Raw genomic sequence first — 15649 nt, forward strand, 5'->3', positions numbered from 1 at the left:
GCCCGGCCATGGTTGTTCGCGCAGTTCCGCCCCCTATGCCTTCGGCAATGGGGGGACCCCCAGCGCCACCTGGGTTGTCCGTCTCCTGGCCCTGGTAAGGGCAACGCCCTGGCTGGGAGTCCGCCTCCACCGCGCCACGGGCCAGGCCCAGTCGCCGGACGCCGGGCAGCGGCCGGTTCCGGGTGGCCGGGCCGCCGGGGTGTCCGGCGGCCGGTACGGGGAGCGGGTCACGGGGCGTCACCCGCGTCCGGCGCCCCGGTCGTTATGTCTTCGTGTCGGCTGTCGGCCCCGGTGTCCCGGTCGGCCTCGCCGGTGAGCCGGAGATAGACCTCCTCCAGTGTCGGCGGGACGATCCGCAGCCCCGGCACCTCACCTCCGTACCGCGCGGAGAGCGCCGTGACGGTACGGGTCGGATCCGTCGTCCACTCGGTACGCCGCCGGCCGCCCGGCCCGGTCCAGTGGACCCGGGCCCCGGCCCCGTGGCGCCGCCGCAACTCGTCCGGATCGCCCTCGGCGACCACCCGGCCCTGGGCGATCACCGCGATCCGGTCGGAGACCGCCCCGGCCTCGTCCAGGTCGTGGGTGGTGAGGACGATCGTGGTGCCCTCGGCGGCGAGCCGCCGGACCAGTTCGCGGAAGCGGTGCCGGGCCGCCGGGTCGAAGCCCGTCGTGGGTTCGTCCAGCAGCAGCAGTTCGGGGCGGCCGATCACCCCCGGCGCCAGATCGAGCCTGCGCCGCTGCCCGCCCGAGAGCGCCGCCGTCCGCCGGTCCGCGTGGTCCGCGAGGCCGACGAGCGCCAGCACGTCACGGGAGTCGCGCGGACCCGGGTAGGAGCGCGCGAAGTGGGCGACCGTCTCCCCGACCGTCAACTCGGCGGGGGCCGATTCATCCTGCCAGACGACACCGATTCGAGACCGCCAGCGACGATTTCCGGCCGCCGGGCCCCGGCCGAGTACCCGTACGTCGCCGCCGTCCCGCCGCCGCAGACCCAGCAGCACGCCGACCGTGGTGCTCTTGCCCGCGCCGTTCGGCCCGAGCAGTCCGAACACCTCGCCCCGGCGGATCCGCAGGTCCACGCCGTCGACCGCCGTGACGTCCCCGTACCGCTTACGCAGCCCCGTCACCCTCACCGCGAGTTCTGTCATGCCCTCCACCCTGGTCACGGCGGTCCGGACGCGGTACGACCTTCCGTCCATCACGCCGTCCACCGAACGACGGACACACAGCCGAGTACGGCACAATGACCCGGGCCCGAGCGGGTCCCGGAGCGAGGGGAACAGGCGATAGCGATATGGCGACAGTGGCGGTGGACGACGACGTGATCGCGGACGAGCAGACCGACGCTCCGCGCGACGGGATCGGCGGCAGCCGCTCCCTGGCCTGGCTGCTGGTGATCACGGGAGCGGCGGGACTGCTCGCCGCCTGGGTCATCACGCTCGACAAGTACAAGCTGCTGGAGGACCCGTCCTTCACCCCCGGATGCAGCCTCAACCCGGTGGTCTCCTGCGGCAACATCATGAAGAGCGACCAGGCGTCGGTCTTCGGCTTCCCCAACCCGATGCTGGGTCTGGTGGCGTACTCGATGGTGATCGCCATCGGCGTCGGAATCCTGGCGGGGGCCCGCTACAAGCGCTGGTACTGGCTCGGCCTCAACGCGGGCTGCCTGTTCGGTGTGAGCTTCTGCATGTGGCTGATGTACCAGTCGCTGTACAACATCAACTCCCTCTGCCTGTGGTGCTCCCTCGCCTGGGCCGCCACGATCGTGATGTTCTGCTACGTCACCGTGCACAACGTCCGCCACCGGATCATCAAGGTCCCCGAGGGGCTCCGCAGCGGACTGCTGGAGTTCCACTGGATGCCGCCGGTGCTCTGGATCGGGATCATCGGCATGCTGATCCTGACCCGCTGGTGGGACTTCTGGACCAGCTGAGCCGCCCGGCGCGCCCCGTGCCCGAGCCTCCGCCCCCGTACCGGCACCGGCCGGACGGGGGCGTTGTCAGTGGGCTGGCATAGGCTTTCGACCGTGGAGCCCGATCTCTTTACCGCCGCCGCCGAAGACCGCGCGGAGAAGGAGCCGACCGCCAGCCCGCTGGCCGTGCGGATGCGTCCGCGCACCCTGGACGAGGTGGTCGGCCAGCGGCATCTGCTGCGCCCCGGCTCCCCGCTGCGGCGGCTGGTCGGCGAGAGCGGCCGGGGTCCGGCCGGGGCGTCGTCGGTGATCCTCTGGGGCCCGCCGGGCATCGGGAAGACGACCCTGGCCTATGTGGTCTCGCAGGCCACCGAGAAGCGGTTCGTGGAGCTGTCGGCGATCACCGCGGGTGTCAAGGAGGTCCGGGCGGTGATCGAGGGCGCCCGCCGGGCCGCGGGCGGCTACGGCAAGGAGACCGTCCTCTTCCTCGACGAGATCCACCGCTTCTCCAAGGCGCAGCAGGACTCCCTGCTGCCCGCGGTGGAGAACCGCTGGGTGACCCTGATCGCCGCCACGACGGAGAATCCCTATTTCTCGGTGATCTCCCCGCTGCTCTCCCGCTCGCTGCTGCTGACGCTGGAGCCGCTGACCGACGACGACCTGAAGGGGCTGCTGCGGCGGGCGCTCACCGAGGAGCGGGGTCTGGGCGGCGCGGTGACCCTGCCCGGGGACGCCGAGGCGCATCTGCTGCGGGTCGCGGGCGGGGACGCGCGCCGGGCGCTGACGGCGCTGGAGGCCGCGGCGGGCGCGGCGCTGGACAAGGACGAGCCGGAGATCACCCTGGCGACGGTCGAGGAGACCGTCGACCGGGCCGCGGTCACCTACGACCGGGACGGGGACCAGCACTACGACGTGGCGAGCGCGCTGATCAAGTCCATCCGAGGTTCGGACGTGGACGCGGCGCTGCACTATCTGGCCCGCATGATCGACGCGGGGGAGGATCCGCGGTTCATCGCCCGCCGGCTGATGATCTCGGCGAGTGAGGACATCGGGCTCGCCGATCCCCAGGCCCTGCCGCTGGCGGTGGCCGCGGCCCAGGCCGTGGCCATGATCGGTTTCCCGGAGGCGGCGCTCACCCTCAGCCATGCCACGATCGCGCTGGCGCTGGCGCCCAAGTCGAACACCGCGACCACGGCGATCGGCGCGGCGCTCGCGGACGTACGCGCCGGGCACGCCGGTTCCGTACCGCCCCATCTGCGGGACGGGCACTACAAGGGGGCGGCGTCGCTCGGGCACGCCCGGGACTATGTCTATCCGCACGACGTCCCCGGCGGGATCGCCGCCCAGCAGTACGCGCCGGACGCGCTGCACGGCAAGCGGTACTACGAGCCCACGCGGTACGGCGCCGAGGCGCGGTACGCGGATGTGGTGGAGAAGGTGCGGGAGCGGCTGCGCGGCGGCTGACCGGCGCGGGAGGCCCGTCGGCCGCGCCGGGTCAGTGCGCGGCGGCCTCGAAGAGGGTGTGCATCGCCCGGCGCAGTTCGGTGATGTCGCGTACCGGCCGGGGGAAGTCGAAGCGGGCGTCGAAGCAGCGGTTGCCGGTGAAGCGGACCCGCAGTCCGAACCGGTCCAGGGCCAGCGGTACGGCCCGGGGCGCCCGGCCGTCGCCGCCGGTCCCCGTGGCCGCGGCGGCCCGGTCGCCGAGCAGCGCGCACAGCTCCTGCACCTGCTCGGTGTGGGCGGAGTGCAGATGCTGGAGCAGCTCGGCCTCGTGGACGGCCAGCGGGTCGGGACAGGCCCGGGCGAATTCGTCGGGGTCGACGGCGGCCGTGCCCCACAGATCGTCCACCCTTACCTCGCCGACCTCCAGCCGGAGCATCATGGAGCCGGCGGCGGCGACCCCGGGGGCGCAGGTCAGCCAGCCCGAGACCCAGGCCCGGCCGCGGACCCGCTGGGGGACGGCGACCGGGGCGACGTCGGTGACCTCCAGTACGGCGGAGAGTTCGTCGTCCTGGGCGTGGGTGGCGGCCCGGACGGCCGGTGAGTCGGCGGGGAAGAGCAGAAAGACCTCTCCGTCGGCGCCGACCACCCGGGCGGTGGGCATCAGCTGCTCCGGACGGGTGGTCTCCATGCCCGTGACGAGCAGCACCGCGGAGCATGTACCCTGTACGAGAGTTCGTGTGCGTTCGGCTGCTGACGGCATCCGGGCGGATTCAAGCCCGCTGGGACGCGGCTGACCATGAGCTGATCGGACCTCCGTCGCCTCGACCCCCGTAGAAGTGGGGTCGGTGTTCTTTGTGCTGTCCGCGATGCGCTTGGTGTTCCCAGGGCGAGACATGCGATCTCCTTGAGTAAGGTGAGCCTAACCTAACCTATATCGGAGGTCTGGAGAACGTGCCTAACCAGTCGCGTCCCAAGGTCAAGAAGTCCCGCGCGCTCGGTATCGCCCTGACGCCGAAGGCCGTGAAGTACTTCGAGGCCCGCCCGTACCCGCCGGGCGAGCACGGCCGTGGCCGCAAGCAGAACTCGGACTACAAGGTCCGTCTGATGGAGAAGCAGCGCCTGCGCGCGCAGTACGACATCAGCGAGCGGCAGATGGCCCGCGCCTACGACCGCGCCCGCAAGGCCGAGGGCAAGACCGGCGAGGCGCTCGTCGTCGAGCTGGAGCGTCGTCTGGACGCCCTGGTGCTCCGTTCGGGTATCGCCCGCACGATCTACCAGGCCCGTCAGATGGTCGTCCACGGCCACGTCGAGGTCAACGGCGGCAAGGTCGACAAGCCGTCCTTCCGCGTCCGTCCCGACGACGTCGTGACGATCCGCGAGCGCTCCCGCGAGAAGGCCCTGTTCCAGGTCGCCCGTGAGGGCGGCTTCGCCGCCGACGGCGAGACCCCCCGCTACCTCCAGGTGAACCTGAAGGCGCTGGCGTTCCGCCTGGACCGGGACCCGAACCGCAAGGAGATCCCGGTCATCTGCGACGAGCAGCTGGTCGTCGAGTACTACGCCCGCTGATCCACCTCGCCCGGGACCACCGGTCCCGGGCGACCGGTGCGACGCGCGCCCCGGCCCGCCCTCGTCCCGCCCGTCCGGCGGGGGAGCGGCGGGCCTTCGCGTACCGCCGCCGCGCCCGCCGTACGACTCCGTACCCTCCGTGCCCGTGTCTCCGTACGGGATCCCGGCGCGCTCCCCGTGAGAGCCCCGTCCCGCCCTGTTCCGCCCGCGCGGAATGCGGTATGGGGGGCCACCGGGATCGCGATAGGGTCGGAGGACGGGATTTTCCCCGGGAGAGCCGGGGAGAGCCCCCTCAAGACCATCCGGACGAGCAGGAAGCGGTGCGGTGTGACCGGTGGAGAGGTTGCCGGGATCCTGGTGGCCGTCTTCTGGGCGATCCTGGTCTCCTTCCTGGCCGTAGTGCTGGTGAGGCTGGCCCAGACGCTCAGGGCGACCACCCGGCTGGTGACGGAGGTGACGGAGCGGGCGGTCCCGCTGCTCTCCGAGGCGTCCGAGACCGTACGGTCCGCGCAGACCCAGCTCGACCGGGTCGACGCGATCGCCTCGGACGTCCAGGAGGTCACCTCCAACGCCTCCGCGCTCTCCTCCACCGTCGCCTCCACCTTCGGCGGCCCGCTGGTCAAGGTCGCGGCCTTCGGCTACGGCGTCCGCAAGGCGATGGGCCGGTCCGGCGGGGACGAAGCCGACGAGCCCGCGCCCCGCCGGGGCCGGTCCGCCCGCACGGTGATCGTCGGACGTACGGTGCCCACGGCGCGCGGCCGACGCGGTCGCCGGGGCGGAAAGGGCTGAGCCGACATGTTCCGCCGTGCCTTCTGGTTCTCCGCGGGTGCCGCCGCGGGCGTCTGGGCGACCAACAAGGTCCACCGCAAGATCCGGCAGCTCACCCCCGAGAGCCTCGCGGCCCAGGCCGCGAACCGGGCGGTCGACGCGGGTCACCGGCTGCGCGAGTTCGCCCTCGACGTCCGCGCCGGAATGATCCAGCGCGAGGAGGAGTTGGGGGACGCACTGGGCATCAACGCCCCGCCCGGACCCGAACTGCCCGCCCAGCGGGCCCGTCCCGCCCTCCGTGCCCCCGGCCCGGACGACGGGGGCCCCGACAACCACCCGAACCGCACCTACCACCCGTACAACCGGAATGAGGACCACTGATGGAGTCGGCTGAGATCCGCCGCCGCTGGCTGAGCTTCTTCGAGGAGCGCGGACACACCGTCGTGCCCTCCGCGTCGCTCATCGCGGACGACCCGACTCTGCTGCTGGTCAACGCGGGAATGGTGCCCTTCAAGCCGTACTTCCTCGGTGAGACCAGGCCGCCCGCCCCGCGCGCCACCAGCGTGCAGAAGTGTGTCCGCACCCCGGACATCGAAGAGGTCGGCAAGACCACCCGGCACGGCACGTTCTTCCAGATGTGCGGCAACTTCTCCTTCGGCGACTACTTCAAGGAAGGCGCCATCAAGCTCGCCTGGGAGCTGCTGACCGCGCCCCGGGACAAGGGCGGCTACGGCCTGGAGCCCGAGAAGCTGTGGATCACCGTCTACCAGGAGGACGACGAGGCCGAGCGGATCTGGCGCGACGAGGTCGGCGTGCCCGCCGAGCGCATCCAGCGCCTCGGCATGGGCCCGAACTTCTGGTCCATGGGCGTCCCCGGCCCCTGCGGCCCCTGCTCCGAGATCAACTACGACCGCGGTCCGGAGTTCGGCGAGGAGGGCGGCCCGGCCGTCAACGACGAGCGGTACGTGGAGATCTGGAACCTGGTCTTCATGCAGTACGAGCGGGGACCGGGCGAGGGCAAGGAGGACTTCCCGATCCTGGGCGAGCTGCCGTCGAAGAACATCGACACCGGCCTCGGCCTGGAGCGGCTCGCCATGATCCTCCAGGGCGTGCAGAACATGTACGAGACGGACACGCTCCGGGTCGTCATGGACAAGGCCACCGAGCTGACCGGCGTACGGTACGGCGCCGAGCACGGCTCCGACGTCTCCCTCCGGGTCGTCGCCGACCACATCCGTACCTCCGTGATGCTGATCGGTGACGGTGTCACCCCCGGCAACGAGGGCCGCGGCTACGTACTCCGCCGGATCATGCGCCGCGCCATCCGCAACATGCGGCTGATGGGCGCAACCGGGCCGGTCGTCGCCGAACTGGTCGACGTCGTGATCCGCACCATGGGGCAGCAGTACCCGGAGCTGATCACGGACCGTTCCCGGATCGAGGCCGTCGCCCTCGCCGAGGAGACCCGCTTCCTCAAGACGCTCAACGCCGGGACCAACGTCCTGGACGGCGCCGTGACGGAGGCCAAGCGGGCCGGTTCCGCCGTCCTCGCCGGGGACAAGGCGTTCCTGCTCCACGACACCTGGGGCTTCCCGATCGACCTCACCCTGGAGATGGCCGCCGAACAGGGGCTCTCCGTGGACGAGGACGGCTTCCGGCGGCTGATGAAGGAGCAGCGGGAGCGCGCCAAGGCCGACGCCCGCGCCAAGAAGACCGGCCACGCCGACCTCTCCGCCTACCGTGAGGTCGCCGACACCACCGGCTCCACCCAGTTCACCGGCTATGTGACCAACGAGGGCGAGGCCACCGTCGTCGGCCTGCTCGTCGACGGAGTGCCCTCGCCCGCCGCCGTGGAGGGCGACGAGGTCGAGGTCGTCCTCGACCGCACCCCGTTCTACGCCGAGGGCGGCGGCCAGCTCGCCGACCAGGGCCGGATCCGGCTGGACTCCGGGGCCGTGATCGAGGTCCGCGACGTCCAGCAGCCGGTCCCCGGGGTCTCCGTGCACAAGGGCTCCGTCCAGGTCGGCGAGGTCACCGTGGGCGCCTCCGCCCACGCGGCCATCGACGCCGGGCGGCGCCGGGCCATCGCCCGCGCCCACAGCGCCACCCACCTCACCCACCAGGCGCTGCGGGACGCCCTCGGCCCCACCGCCGCCCAGGCCGGTTCCGAGAACTCCCCGGGCCGCTTCCGGTTCGACTTCGGCTCCCCGGCCGCCGTCCCCGGCGCCGTCCTCACCGATGTCGAGCAGCGGATCAACGAGGTGCTCTCCCGCGAGCTGGACGTCCAGGCCGAGGTCATGAGTCTGGAGGAGGCCAAGAAGGCGGGCGCCATCGCCGAGTTCGGCGAGAAGTACGGCGAGCGGGTCCGGGTCGTCACCATCGGCGACTTCTCCAAGGAGCTGTGCGGCGGTACGCATGTCGGCAACACCGCCCAGCTCGGACTGGTGAAGCTGCTCGGCGAGTCCTCCATCGGCTCCGGCGTGCGCCGGATCGAGGCCCTGGTGGGGGTGGACGCCTACAACTTCCTCGCCAAGGAGCACACGGTCGTCGCCCAGCTCCAGGAGCTGGTCAAGGGCCGTCCCGAGGAGCTGCCGGAGAAGGTCTCCGGCATGCTGGCCAAGCTGAAGGACGCCGAGAAGGAGATCGAGCGGTTCCGCGCCGAGAAGGTGCTGGCCGCCGCCGCCGGGCTCGCCGACGGCGCCCGGGACGTCCGGGGCACCGCCCTGGTGGCCGGCCGGGTCCCGGACGGCACCTCCGCCGACGACCTGCGCAAGCTGGTCCTCGACGTCCGCGGCCGGATCCCCGGCGACCGGCCCGTCGTGGTCGCCCTCTTCACGGTGGCGAACGACCGTCCGCTGACCGTGATCGCCACCAACGAGGCGGCCCGGGAGCGCGGCCTCAAGGCCGGTGAGCTGGTTCGTACCGCCGCCAAGACGCTCGGTGGCGGCGGCGGCGGCAAGCCCGACGTCGCCCAGGGCGGCGGACAGAACCCGGACGCCGTCGAGGACGCCGTCGCCGCCGTCGAGCGACTGGTGGCCGAGGTCTCGTGAGGCGCGGACGCCGGCTGGCGATCGATGTCGGGGACGCCCGGATCGGGGTCGCCTCGTGCGACCCCGACGGGGTCCTCGCCACCCCGGTGGAGACCGTGCCGGGACGTGACGTCCCGGCCGCCCACCGGCGGCTGCGCTCCCTCGTCGGGGAGTACGAGCCCATCGAGGTCGTGGTCGGGCTGCCCCGCTCGCTCAGCGGGCGGGAGGGCCCGGCCGCGGGCAAGGCCCGGACCTTCGCCCGTGAGCTGGCCCGGGGCATCGCCCCGGTTCCGGTCCGGCTGGTCGATGAGAGAATGACCACGGTGACGGCCGGGCAGGGGCTGCGGGCGGCCGGTGTGACGGCCAAAAAGGGCCGTTCGTTCATCGACCAGGCCGCCGCCGTGGTGATTCTGCAGAACGCTCTGGAGTCCGAACGGGCGTCGGGGGCGCCCCCCGGTGAGAGCGTCGAAGGGATTGTCTGATCGCGATACGGTAACGTTCCGCGCCATCGGGCGGCTTTTCTCGAACGGCTGCCGCACCGATCAGACAGCGGGACGGAAGCCCGCCCGACTCGTGGCCCTAGGGGATCGATGACTGAGTATGGCCGGGGGCCCGGCTCCGAACCGTGGCAACCAGACGACCCTCTCTACGGCGACCAGGGCTATGGACCACAGGCCGGATCCGGCCATGATCCCTACGGCGGGCAGCCGCAGCAGCACTACCCCCAGCAGCATCAGCAGCCGGGACAGGGCTACGGCGGACAGGACCCGTACCAGCAGCAGGCGTACGACGGCGGGCAGCAGTATCCCGATCCGCTGACGAAGCAGCAGTACGCCGATCCGGCGGCACAGCAGCACTACCAGCAGCACCCCCAGGCCCAGCAGTATCCGCAGCAGCCGGACGCCGGGCAGTACCAGCAGCACCAGGATCCGCAGCACTACGACGCGAGCGGACAGCAGTACGGCGGGCAGCAGCCCGGCTACGACACCACCGGCGGGCACCCCGGAACCGGCCAGGGCGGCTGGGACCCGGCACAGCACCAGCACCAGCAGCACCACCAGCAGGCGGTCCATCAGGAGCCGCAGGCGGCCGTGGCGTACGGCCCCGGGCCCGGCGACAGCTACACCGCCAACCCGGCCGACACCTACAGCGGGCCCGTACCCGGCTACCAGGCTCAGTCCGAGGACGACCATTACGCCACCCCTGACGCCTACCCTCCGCCGCAGCCCCCCGCCCGGCGCTCCGCCGAGCCGGAGGCCGCGACGGGACCGGACGACGAACCGCCCGGCGAGGAGAAGCATCCTTTCTTCACCGGTGCCGACGACGGCGACGACCCGGCCCACCAGGACCCGCCCGGCCGGTCCGGCCGCCGCCGCGGCGGCTCCGACGGCTCCGGCGACGGCCGCGGACGGCCCAAGAAGAAGAGCCGTAACGGCTTCGCCTGTCTCGTGGTCTCCGTGGTCCTCTTCGGCGGACTCGGCCTCGTCTCCTACTTCGGCTACCAGTTCTGGCAGGGTCAGTTCGGTTCCGCCCCCGACTACAGCGGCGCCGGTTCCGGCTCCGTGGTCGTCGAGATCCCCCCGGGCGCGGGCCTCTCGGAGATCGGCCGCATCCTGAAGGAGAACGGCGTCGTCAAGAGCTCCGGCGCCTTCGTCTCCGCCGCCGACAGCAACCCCCGGGCCAAGGGCATCCAGGCCGGGGTCTACACCCTCGCCAAGCAGATGTCCGGGGCCAACGCGGTCAAGGCCATGCTCGACCCGGCCAGCAGCAGCAACATGATCGTGCCCGAGGGCAAGCGGAACGCCGAGATCTACGCGATGATCGACAAGCGGCTCCAGCTGAAGTCCGGCACGACCGCGAAGACCGCCAAGGAGCAGTCGGCCAAGCTCGGACTCCCGGCCTGGGCCAAGGGCGGCCCCGACATCATGGACCCGCTGGAGGGCTTCCTCTTCCCGGCGTCGTACCCCGCCGCCAAGGGCATGAAGCCCGAGGCAGTGCTGAAGAAGATGGTCGCCCGGGCCAACGAGGAGCACACCAAGGCCGGACTGGAGAAGAAGGCCCAGGAGCTGGGGCTGAAGAACCCCCTCCAGGTGCTGACCGTCGCCAGCCTCGTCCAGGCCGAGGGCAAGTACAAGGAGGACTTCGAGAAGGTCGCCCGGGTCGTCTACAACCGGCTGAAGCCCGACAACACCGAGACCAACGGCCTGCTCGACTTCGACTCCACCGTCAACTACGCCAAGGGCGAGAGCACCCTCGCCATCGGCAGCGTCGACAAGGTGCGGAAGTTCGTCCACCCGTACAACACCTACCGGATCGTCGGGCTGCCGCCCGGCCCGATCGGCAACCCGGGAGCCGCGGCCATCAACTCCACGTTGAACCCGGCCGAGGGCGACTGGTACTACTTCGTCTCGGTGACCGAGGACGAGACCGTCTTCTCGGAGACCAACGCCGAGCACGAGCGGGCTCGCGCGCGGTATCTGGAAGAGCAGAAGAAGAACCAGGAGTGACCACCGTGACCCCAGCGCCCACCGGCCGGAACGACGGCCGGGCGGACGGCACGGCGAAGCGGCGGGCGGCGGTCCTCGGATCGCCGATCGCCCACTCGCTCTCGCCCGCCCTGCACCGGGCCGCCTATTCGGCGCTGGGGCTCGGGGAGTGGACGTACGACCGGTTCGAGGTCGACGAGGCCGCGCTGCCCGCGTTCGTCCGCGGCCTCGACACCGACTGGGCCGGACTCTCCCTGACCATGCCGCTGAAGCGGGCGGTCATCCCGCTGCTGGACTCCATCGGCCCGGACGCCGCCTCGGTGGAGGCCGTCAATACCGTCGTCCGCGCCGAGGACGGCACCCTGACCGGCGAGAACACCGATATCCCGGGGATGGTCGCCGCCCTGCGGGAGCGCGGCGTGGAGTCCGTGCCGTCCGCCGCCGTACTCGGCGCCGGTGCCACCGCCGCCTCCGCCGTCGCCGCCCTCGCCCGGATCTGCACCGGACCCGTCACCGCCTATGTCCGCGGCCCGGCCCGCGCCGCCGAGATGCGGGGCTGGGGCGAACGGCTCGGGGTGGAGGTCCTGACCCGGGACTGGGAGCGGGCCGCCGACGCGCTGACCGCCCCGCTGGTCGTCGCCACCACCCCCGCCGGATCCGCCGACGCCTTCGCCGCCCGGGTCCCGGACCGGCCCGGCACCCTCTTCGACGTCCTCTACGACCCCTGGCCCACCCCCCTCGCGGCCCACTGGGCGGAGCGCGGCGGGGCCGTCGTCGGCGGGCTCGACCTCCTGGTCCACCAAGCCGTGCTCCAGGTGGAGCTGATGACCGGCCGCCCCGGGCCGCTGGCGGCGATGCGGGCCGCGGGCGAGGCCGCCCTGCGCGCCCGCTGAACCACCGGAACCCGCTGATCCGGGCCCGCCGGACTGTCCGGGACCCGTACGGCCCGGCTCCCGGAATCCGCGGCGAACGGCCCGTGCGGCGGGGCGCCCCGCCGCACGGACCGGACCGGCGGCACCGGCCGACCGGGCCCGCTCGCCGCCCCCGCGCCGTCCGACTGCTGGACCGGGGCGTGGACCCGTCACCGGGACGTGGGAGGATCGGGGCAGGCGGGCCGGAGCCGCGCACCCGGCCGGGCCGGCAGTTCGAGGCGCGAGCATGAGGAGCACCGTTGAGCAGGTTGCGTTGGCTGACCGCGGGGGAATCGCACGGACCCGCACTGGTGGCGACGCTGGAGGGACTTCCCGCCGGTGTCCCGGTCACCACGGAGATGGTGGCCGACCACCTCGCCCGCCGGCGCCTGGGCTACGGGCGCGGCGCGCGGATGAAGTTCGAACGCGACGAGATCACCTTCATCGGCGGCGTACGGCACGGGCTCACCCTCGGCTCCCCGGTCGCGATCATGGTCGGCAACAGTGAATGGCCCAAGTGGCAGCAGGTCATGTCGGCCGACCCCGTGGACCCCGACGAGCTGGCCGCCCTCGCCCGCAACGCCCCGCTGACCCGCCCCAGGCCCGGCCACGCCGACCTCGCGGGCATGCAGAAGTACGACCTGGACGAGGCCCGGCCCATCCTGGAGCGCGCCAGCGCCCGGGAGACCGCCGCCCGGGTCGCCCTCGGCGCCGTCGCCCGCTCCTACCTCAAGGAGACCGCGGGCATCGAGATCGTCTCCCATGTCGTGGAGTTCGGTGCCGCCAAGGCCCCCAAGGGCGTCTACCCCACCCCGGCCGACGTCGAGAAGCTCGACGCCGACCCGGTCCGCTGCCTCGACGCCGACGCGAGCAAGGCGATGGTCGCCGAGATCGACCAGGCCCACAAGGACGGCGACACCCTCGGCGGCGTCGTCGAGGTACTGGCGTACGACGTCCCGGTCGGTCTGGGCTCCCACGTCCACTGGGACCGCCGTCTCGACGCCCGGCTCGCGGGCGCGCTGATGGGCATCCAGGCCATCAAGGGCGTGGAACTCGGCGACGGCTTCGACCTGGCCCGGGTCCCCGGCTCCCAGGCCCATGACGAGATCGTCGCCACCCCCGAGGGCCTGCGCCGCACCTCCGGCCGCTCCGGCGGTACCGAGGGCGGCATGTCCACCGGCGAGCTGCTGCGGGTCCGGGCCGCGATGAAGCCCATCGCCACCGTCCCCCGGGCCCTGGCCACCGTCGACATCGCCACCGGCGAGGCCGCCGCCGCCCACCACCAGCGCTCCGACGTGGCCGCCGTCCCCGCCGCGGGAATCGTCGCCGAGGCCATGGTCGCCCTGGTCCTCGCGGACGCCGTCGCGGAGAAGTTCGGCGGTGACAACGTCTCCGAGACCCGCCGCAACGTCCGCTCCTACCTCGACCACCTGCGCATCCGGTGAACGCCCCGCTGATCGTCCTGGTCGGGCCCATGGGCTCCGGCAAGTCCACGGTGGGCGAGGTGCTCGCCCGCAGGCTCGGCGTCCCCTACCGGGACACCGACGCGGACATCGTCACCGCCGAGGGCCGTGAGATCGCCGATATCTTCGTCGAGGACGGCGAGCCCCGCTTCCGCGAACTGGAGCGGGCCGCCGTACGGGAGGCGCTCGCCGTCCACAGCGGCGTACTCGCCCTCGGCGGCGGCGCGGTCCTCGACTCCGGCAGCCGCGCCCTGCTCGCCGGACTGCCCGTGGTCTTCCTGTCGCTGGACGTGGAGGAGGCGGTCCGCAGGACCGGACTCAACCAGGCCCGGCCGCTGCTCGCGGTCAATCCGCGGCGGCAGTGGCGGGAGCTGATGGCGGCCCGCCTCCCCCTGTACACCGAGGTGGCGCGGGTCGAGGTGGCCACCGACGACCGCACCCCCGACGAGGTCGCCGACGCGATCATCGCCGCCCTGGAACTGAAGGACGACCCCGTATGACCGAGCAGTCAGTGACCCGGATCCCGGTCGGCGGCACCGACGGCACCGCCTCCTACGAGGTCCTGGTGGGACGGCAGCTCCTCGGCGAACTGCCCGCACTCATCGGCTCCGCCGCCCGCCGGGTCGCCGTCCTCCACCCGGAGGCGCTGGCCGGGACCGGCGAGGCGATCGCCGAGGACCTGCGCGCCGAGGGGTACGAGGTCATCGCCGTCCAGGTGCCCAACGCGGAGGAGGCCAAGACCGCCGAGGTCGCCGCCTACTGCTGGAAGGCGCTCGGCCAGAGCGGCTTCACCCGGACCGATGTGATCGTCGGCGTCGGCGGCGGCGCCACCACCGACCTCGCGGGCTTCGTCGCCGCGACCTGGCTCCGCGGCGTCCGCTGGATCGCCGTCCCCACCACCGTCCTCGGCATGGTCGACGCCGCCGTCGGCGGCAAGACCGGCATCAACACCGCCGAGGGCAAGAACCTGGTGGGCTCCTTCCACCCGCCCACCGGCGTACTGTGCGATCTGGCCGCGCTGGAGTCGCTGCCCGTCAACGACTACGTCAGCGGACTCGCCGAGATCATCAAGGCCGGCTTCATCGCCGACCCGGTCATCCTCGAACTGATCGAGGCCGACCCCGAGGCCGCCCGCACCCCCGCCGGACCGCACACCGCCGAACTGATCGAACGGTCGATCCGGGTCAAGGCGGAGGTCGTCTCCGGCGACCTCAAGGAGTCCGGCCGCCGGGAGATCCTCAACTACGGCCACACCCTCGCCCACGCCATCGAGAAGAACGAGCGGTACAAGTGGCGGCACGGTGCCGCCGTCTCCGTCGGTATGGTCTTCGCGGCCGAACTGGGGCGGCTCGCCGGCCGGCTCGACGACGCCACCGCCGACCGGCACGCCACCGTCCTCGCCTCCGTCGGCCTGCCGCTCACCTACCGCGGCGACCAGTGGCCCCGGCTGCTGGAGACCATGAAGGTCGACAAGAAGTCCCGCGGCAACCTGCTCCGCTTCATCGTCCTCGACGGCCTCGGCAAGCCCAACACCCTGGAGGGCCCCGACCCGGCGATGCTGCTCGCCGCCTACGGGGAGGTGTCGGGATGAGCCGCCGGGTCCTGGTCCTCAACGGGCCCAACCTGGGGCGGCTCGGCTCCCGGGAACCCGATGTCTACGGCACGACCTCGTACGCGGGCCTGGTCGAGACCTGCCGGGCGCTGGGCGCCGAACTCGGCCTCGACGTCGAGGTCCGGGAGACCAACGACGAGGGCGAGATGATCCGCTGGCTCCACGAGGCGGCGGACGGCGCGATCCCGGTGGTCCTCAACCCCGGGGCCTTCACCCACTACTCGTACGCGATGCGGGACGCGGCGGCCCAGAAGACGGCACCCCTGATCGAGGTGCACATCTCCAACCCGTACACCCGGGAGACCTTCCGCCACACCTCGGTCGTCGCCGCGGTCGCCACGGCCACCATCGCGGGCCTCGGCCTCGGCTCCTACCGCCTCGCCCTGCGGGCCCTCGCGGAGGAACTGCCGCTCTGACCGCGGCTCTCACGGTCCGGGGCGCGCGGCGTCCCGGACCGCCCGC

At 72.4% G+C, this 15649-nt stretch carries 15 protein-coding genes; 13 read left to right on the plus strand and 2 right to left on the minus strand.

Going from position 1 to position 15649, the window contains the following annotated elements; genetic code table 11:
• Window positions 1–227 precede the first annotated feature (227 nt).
• Window positions 228–1145 (minus strand): ABC transporter ATP-binding protein, encoded by a 918-nt coding sequence (locus AB0G74_RS26785; protein WP_361150980.1) that lies wholly within the window; start codon window positions 1143–1145, stop codon window positions 228–230.
• 146 nt (window positions 1146–1291) lie between these two features.
• Here AB0G74_RS26785 and AB0G74_RS26790 point away from each other — a divergent pair, with 146 nt between their 5' ends.
• Both AB0G74_RS26790 and AB0G74_RS26795 read left to right on the plus strand, forming a co-directional pair.
• Window positions 1292–1930 carry a vitamin K epoxide reductase family protein gene (locus tag AB0G74_RS26790; protein WP_361150983.1) on the plus strand — a complete coding sequence of 213 codons (639 nt, stop codon included), beginning with the start codon at window positions 1292–1294 and terminating at the stop codon, window positions 1928–1930.
• A gap of 93 nt (window positions 1931–2023) precedes the next feature.
• Window positions 2024–3373, plus strand: coding sequence for a replication-associated recombination protein A (locus AB0G74_RS26795; RefSeq protein WP_361150985.1), 1350 nt, complete (start codon window positions 2024–2026; stop codon window positions 3371–3373).
• 31 nt (window positions 3374–3404) lie between these two features.
• On the opposite strand, the gene AB0G74_RS26800 is transcribed toward AB0G74_RS26795, so the two are convergent.
• A complete protein-coding gene (locus AB0G74_RS26800; protein ID WP_361150988.1) occupies window positions 3405–4112 on the minus strand; it encodes a DUF2470 domain-containing protein in 708 nt (235 codons plus the stop codon).
• A gap of 191 nt (window positions 4113–4303) precedes the next feature.
• Here AB0G74_RS26800 and rpsD point away from each other — a divergent pair, with 191 nt between their 5' ends.
• The 11 genes from rpsD to aroQ all read left to right on the plus strand — a co-directional run bounded on the left by rpsD (window position 4304) and on the right by aroQ (window position 15603).
• Window positions 4304–4918: a 30S ribosomal protein S4 gene (rpsD, locus tag AB0G74_RS26805; protein ID WP_358824876.1), complete on the plus strand. Its 615-nt coding sequence runs from the start codon at window positions 4304–4306 to the stop codon at window positions 4916–4918.
• A 327-nt stretch (window positions 4919–5245) separates the two neighbouring features.
• Window positions 5246–5707 carry a DUF948 domain-containing protein gene (locus AB0G74_RS26810; RefSeq protein ID WP_361150991.1) on the plus strand — a complete coding sequence of 154 codons (462 nt, stop codon included), beginning with the start codon at window positions 5246–5248 and terminating at the stop codon, window positions 5705–5707.
• Window positions 5708–5713: 6 nt separating this feature from the next.
• Window positions 5714–6067: a DUF6167 family protein gene (locus AB0G74_RS26815; RefSeq protein WP_361150994.1), complete on the plus strand. Its 354-nt coding sequence runs from the start codon at window positions 5714–5716 to the stop codon at window positions 6065–6067.
• On the plus strand, window positions 6067–8736 hold the full coding sequence (gene alaS / locus AB0G74_RS26820) for an alanine--tRNA ligase (protein ID WP_361150996.1): 2670 nt from the start codon (window positions 6067–6069) through the stop codon (window positions 8734–8736). The genes AB0G74_RS26815 and alaS overlap by 1 nt, the downstream gene beginning before the upstream one ends.
• Window positions 8733–9197: a Holliday junction resolvase RuvX gene (gene ruvX, locus AB0G74_RS26825; RefSeq protein WP_358824872.1), complete on the plus strand. Its 465-nt coding sequence runs from the start codon at window positions 8733–8735 to the stop codon at window positions 9195–9197. Before alaS ends, ruvX begins: the two co-directional genes overlap by 4 nt.
• Window positions 9198–9305: 108 nt before the next feature.
• Window positions 9306–11222: an endolytic transglycosylase MltG gene (gene mltG, locus AB0G74_RS26830; protein WP_361150999.1), complete on the plus strand. Its 1917-nt coding sequence runs from the start codon at window positions 9306–9308 to the stop codon at window positions 11220–11222.
• A gap of 5 nt (window positions 11223–11227) precedes the next feature.
• Complete coding sequence (locus AB0G74_RS26835) at window positions 11228–12094, plus strand: shikimate dehydrogenase (RefSeq protein ID WP_361151001.1); 867 nt, start codon at window positions 11228–11230, stop codon at window positions 12092–12094.
• 278 nt (window positions 12095–12372) lie between these two features.
• The gene (gene aroC / locus AB0G74_RS26840; RefSeq protein WP_361151004.1) at window positions 12373–13557 is read left to right on the plus strand and encodes a chorismate synthase; all 1185 of its coding nucleotides are present in this window, start codon (window positions 12373–12375) and stop codon (window positions 13555–13557) included.
• Window positions 13558–13586: 29 nt separating this feature from the next.
• Window positions 13587–14075 (plus strand): shikimate kinase, encoded by a 489-nt coding sequence (locus AB0G74_RS26845; RefSeq protein ID WP_361151054.1) that lies wholly within the window; start codon window positions 13587–13589, stop codon window positions 14073–14075.
• Entirely contained in the window at window positions 14072–15166 is a 1095-nt protein-coding gene (gene aroB, locus AB0G74_RS26850; protein ID WP_361151006.1) for a 3-dehydroquinate synthase, read from the plus strand. The genes AB0G74_RS26845 and aroB overlap by 4 nt, the downstream gene beginning before the upstream one ends.
• The gene (aroQ, locus tag AB0G74_RS26855; protein WP_361151008.1) at window positions 15163–15603 is read left to right on the plus strand and encodes a type II 3-dehydroquinate dehydratase; all 441 of its coding nucleotides are present in this window, start codon (window positions 15163–15165) and stop codon (window positions 15601–15603) included. Before aroB ends, aroQ begins: the two co-directional genes overlap by 4 nt.
• The last annotated feature ends 46 nt before the right edge of the window (window positions 15604–15649 follow it).

It is taken from the genome of Streptomyces sp. NPDC020875, from assembly GCF_040641415.1.
Taxonomy (GTDB): domain Bacteria; phylum Actinomycetota; class Actinomycetes; order Streptomycetales; family Streptomycetaceae; genus Streptomyces.

Coding starts and splice junctions, on each gene's coding strand:
- AB0G74_RS26845 (WP_361151054.1), top strand. CDS start 13,587: ATGGGCTCCGGCAAGTCCACGGTGGGCGAGGTGCTCGCCCGCAGGCTC.
- AB0G74_RS26785 (WP_361150980.1), bottom strand. CDS start 1,145: ATGACAGAACTCGCGGTGAGGGTGACGGGGCTGCGTAAGCGGTACGGG.
- aroB (WP_361151006.1), top strand. CDS start 14,072: ATGACCGAGCAGTCAGTGACCCGGATCCCGGTCGGCGGCACCGACGGC.
- AB0G74_RS26815 (WP_361150994.1), top strand. CDS start 5,714: ATGTTCCGCCGTGCCTTCTGGTTCTCCGCGGGTGCCGCCGCGGGCGTC.
- mltG (WP_361150999.1), top strand. CDS start 9,306: ATGACTGAGTATGGCCGGGGGCCCGGCTCCGAACCGTGGCAACCAGAC.
- AB0G74_RS26800 (WP_361150988.1), bottom strand. CDS start 4,112: ATGCCGTCAGCAGCCGAACGCACACGAACTCTCGTACAGGGTACATGC.
- alaS (WP_361150996.1), top strand. CDS start 6,067: ATGGAGTCGGCTGAGATCCGCCGCCGCTGGCTGAGCTTCTTCGAGGAG.
- aroQ (WP_361151008.1), top strand. CDS start 15,163: ATGAGCCGCCGGGTCCTGGTCCTCAACGGGCCCAACCTGGGGCGGCTC.
- AB0G74_RS26790 (WP_361150983.1), top strand. CDS start 1,292: ATGGCGACAGTGGCGGTGGACGACGACGTGATCGCGGACGAGCAGACC.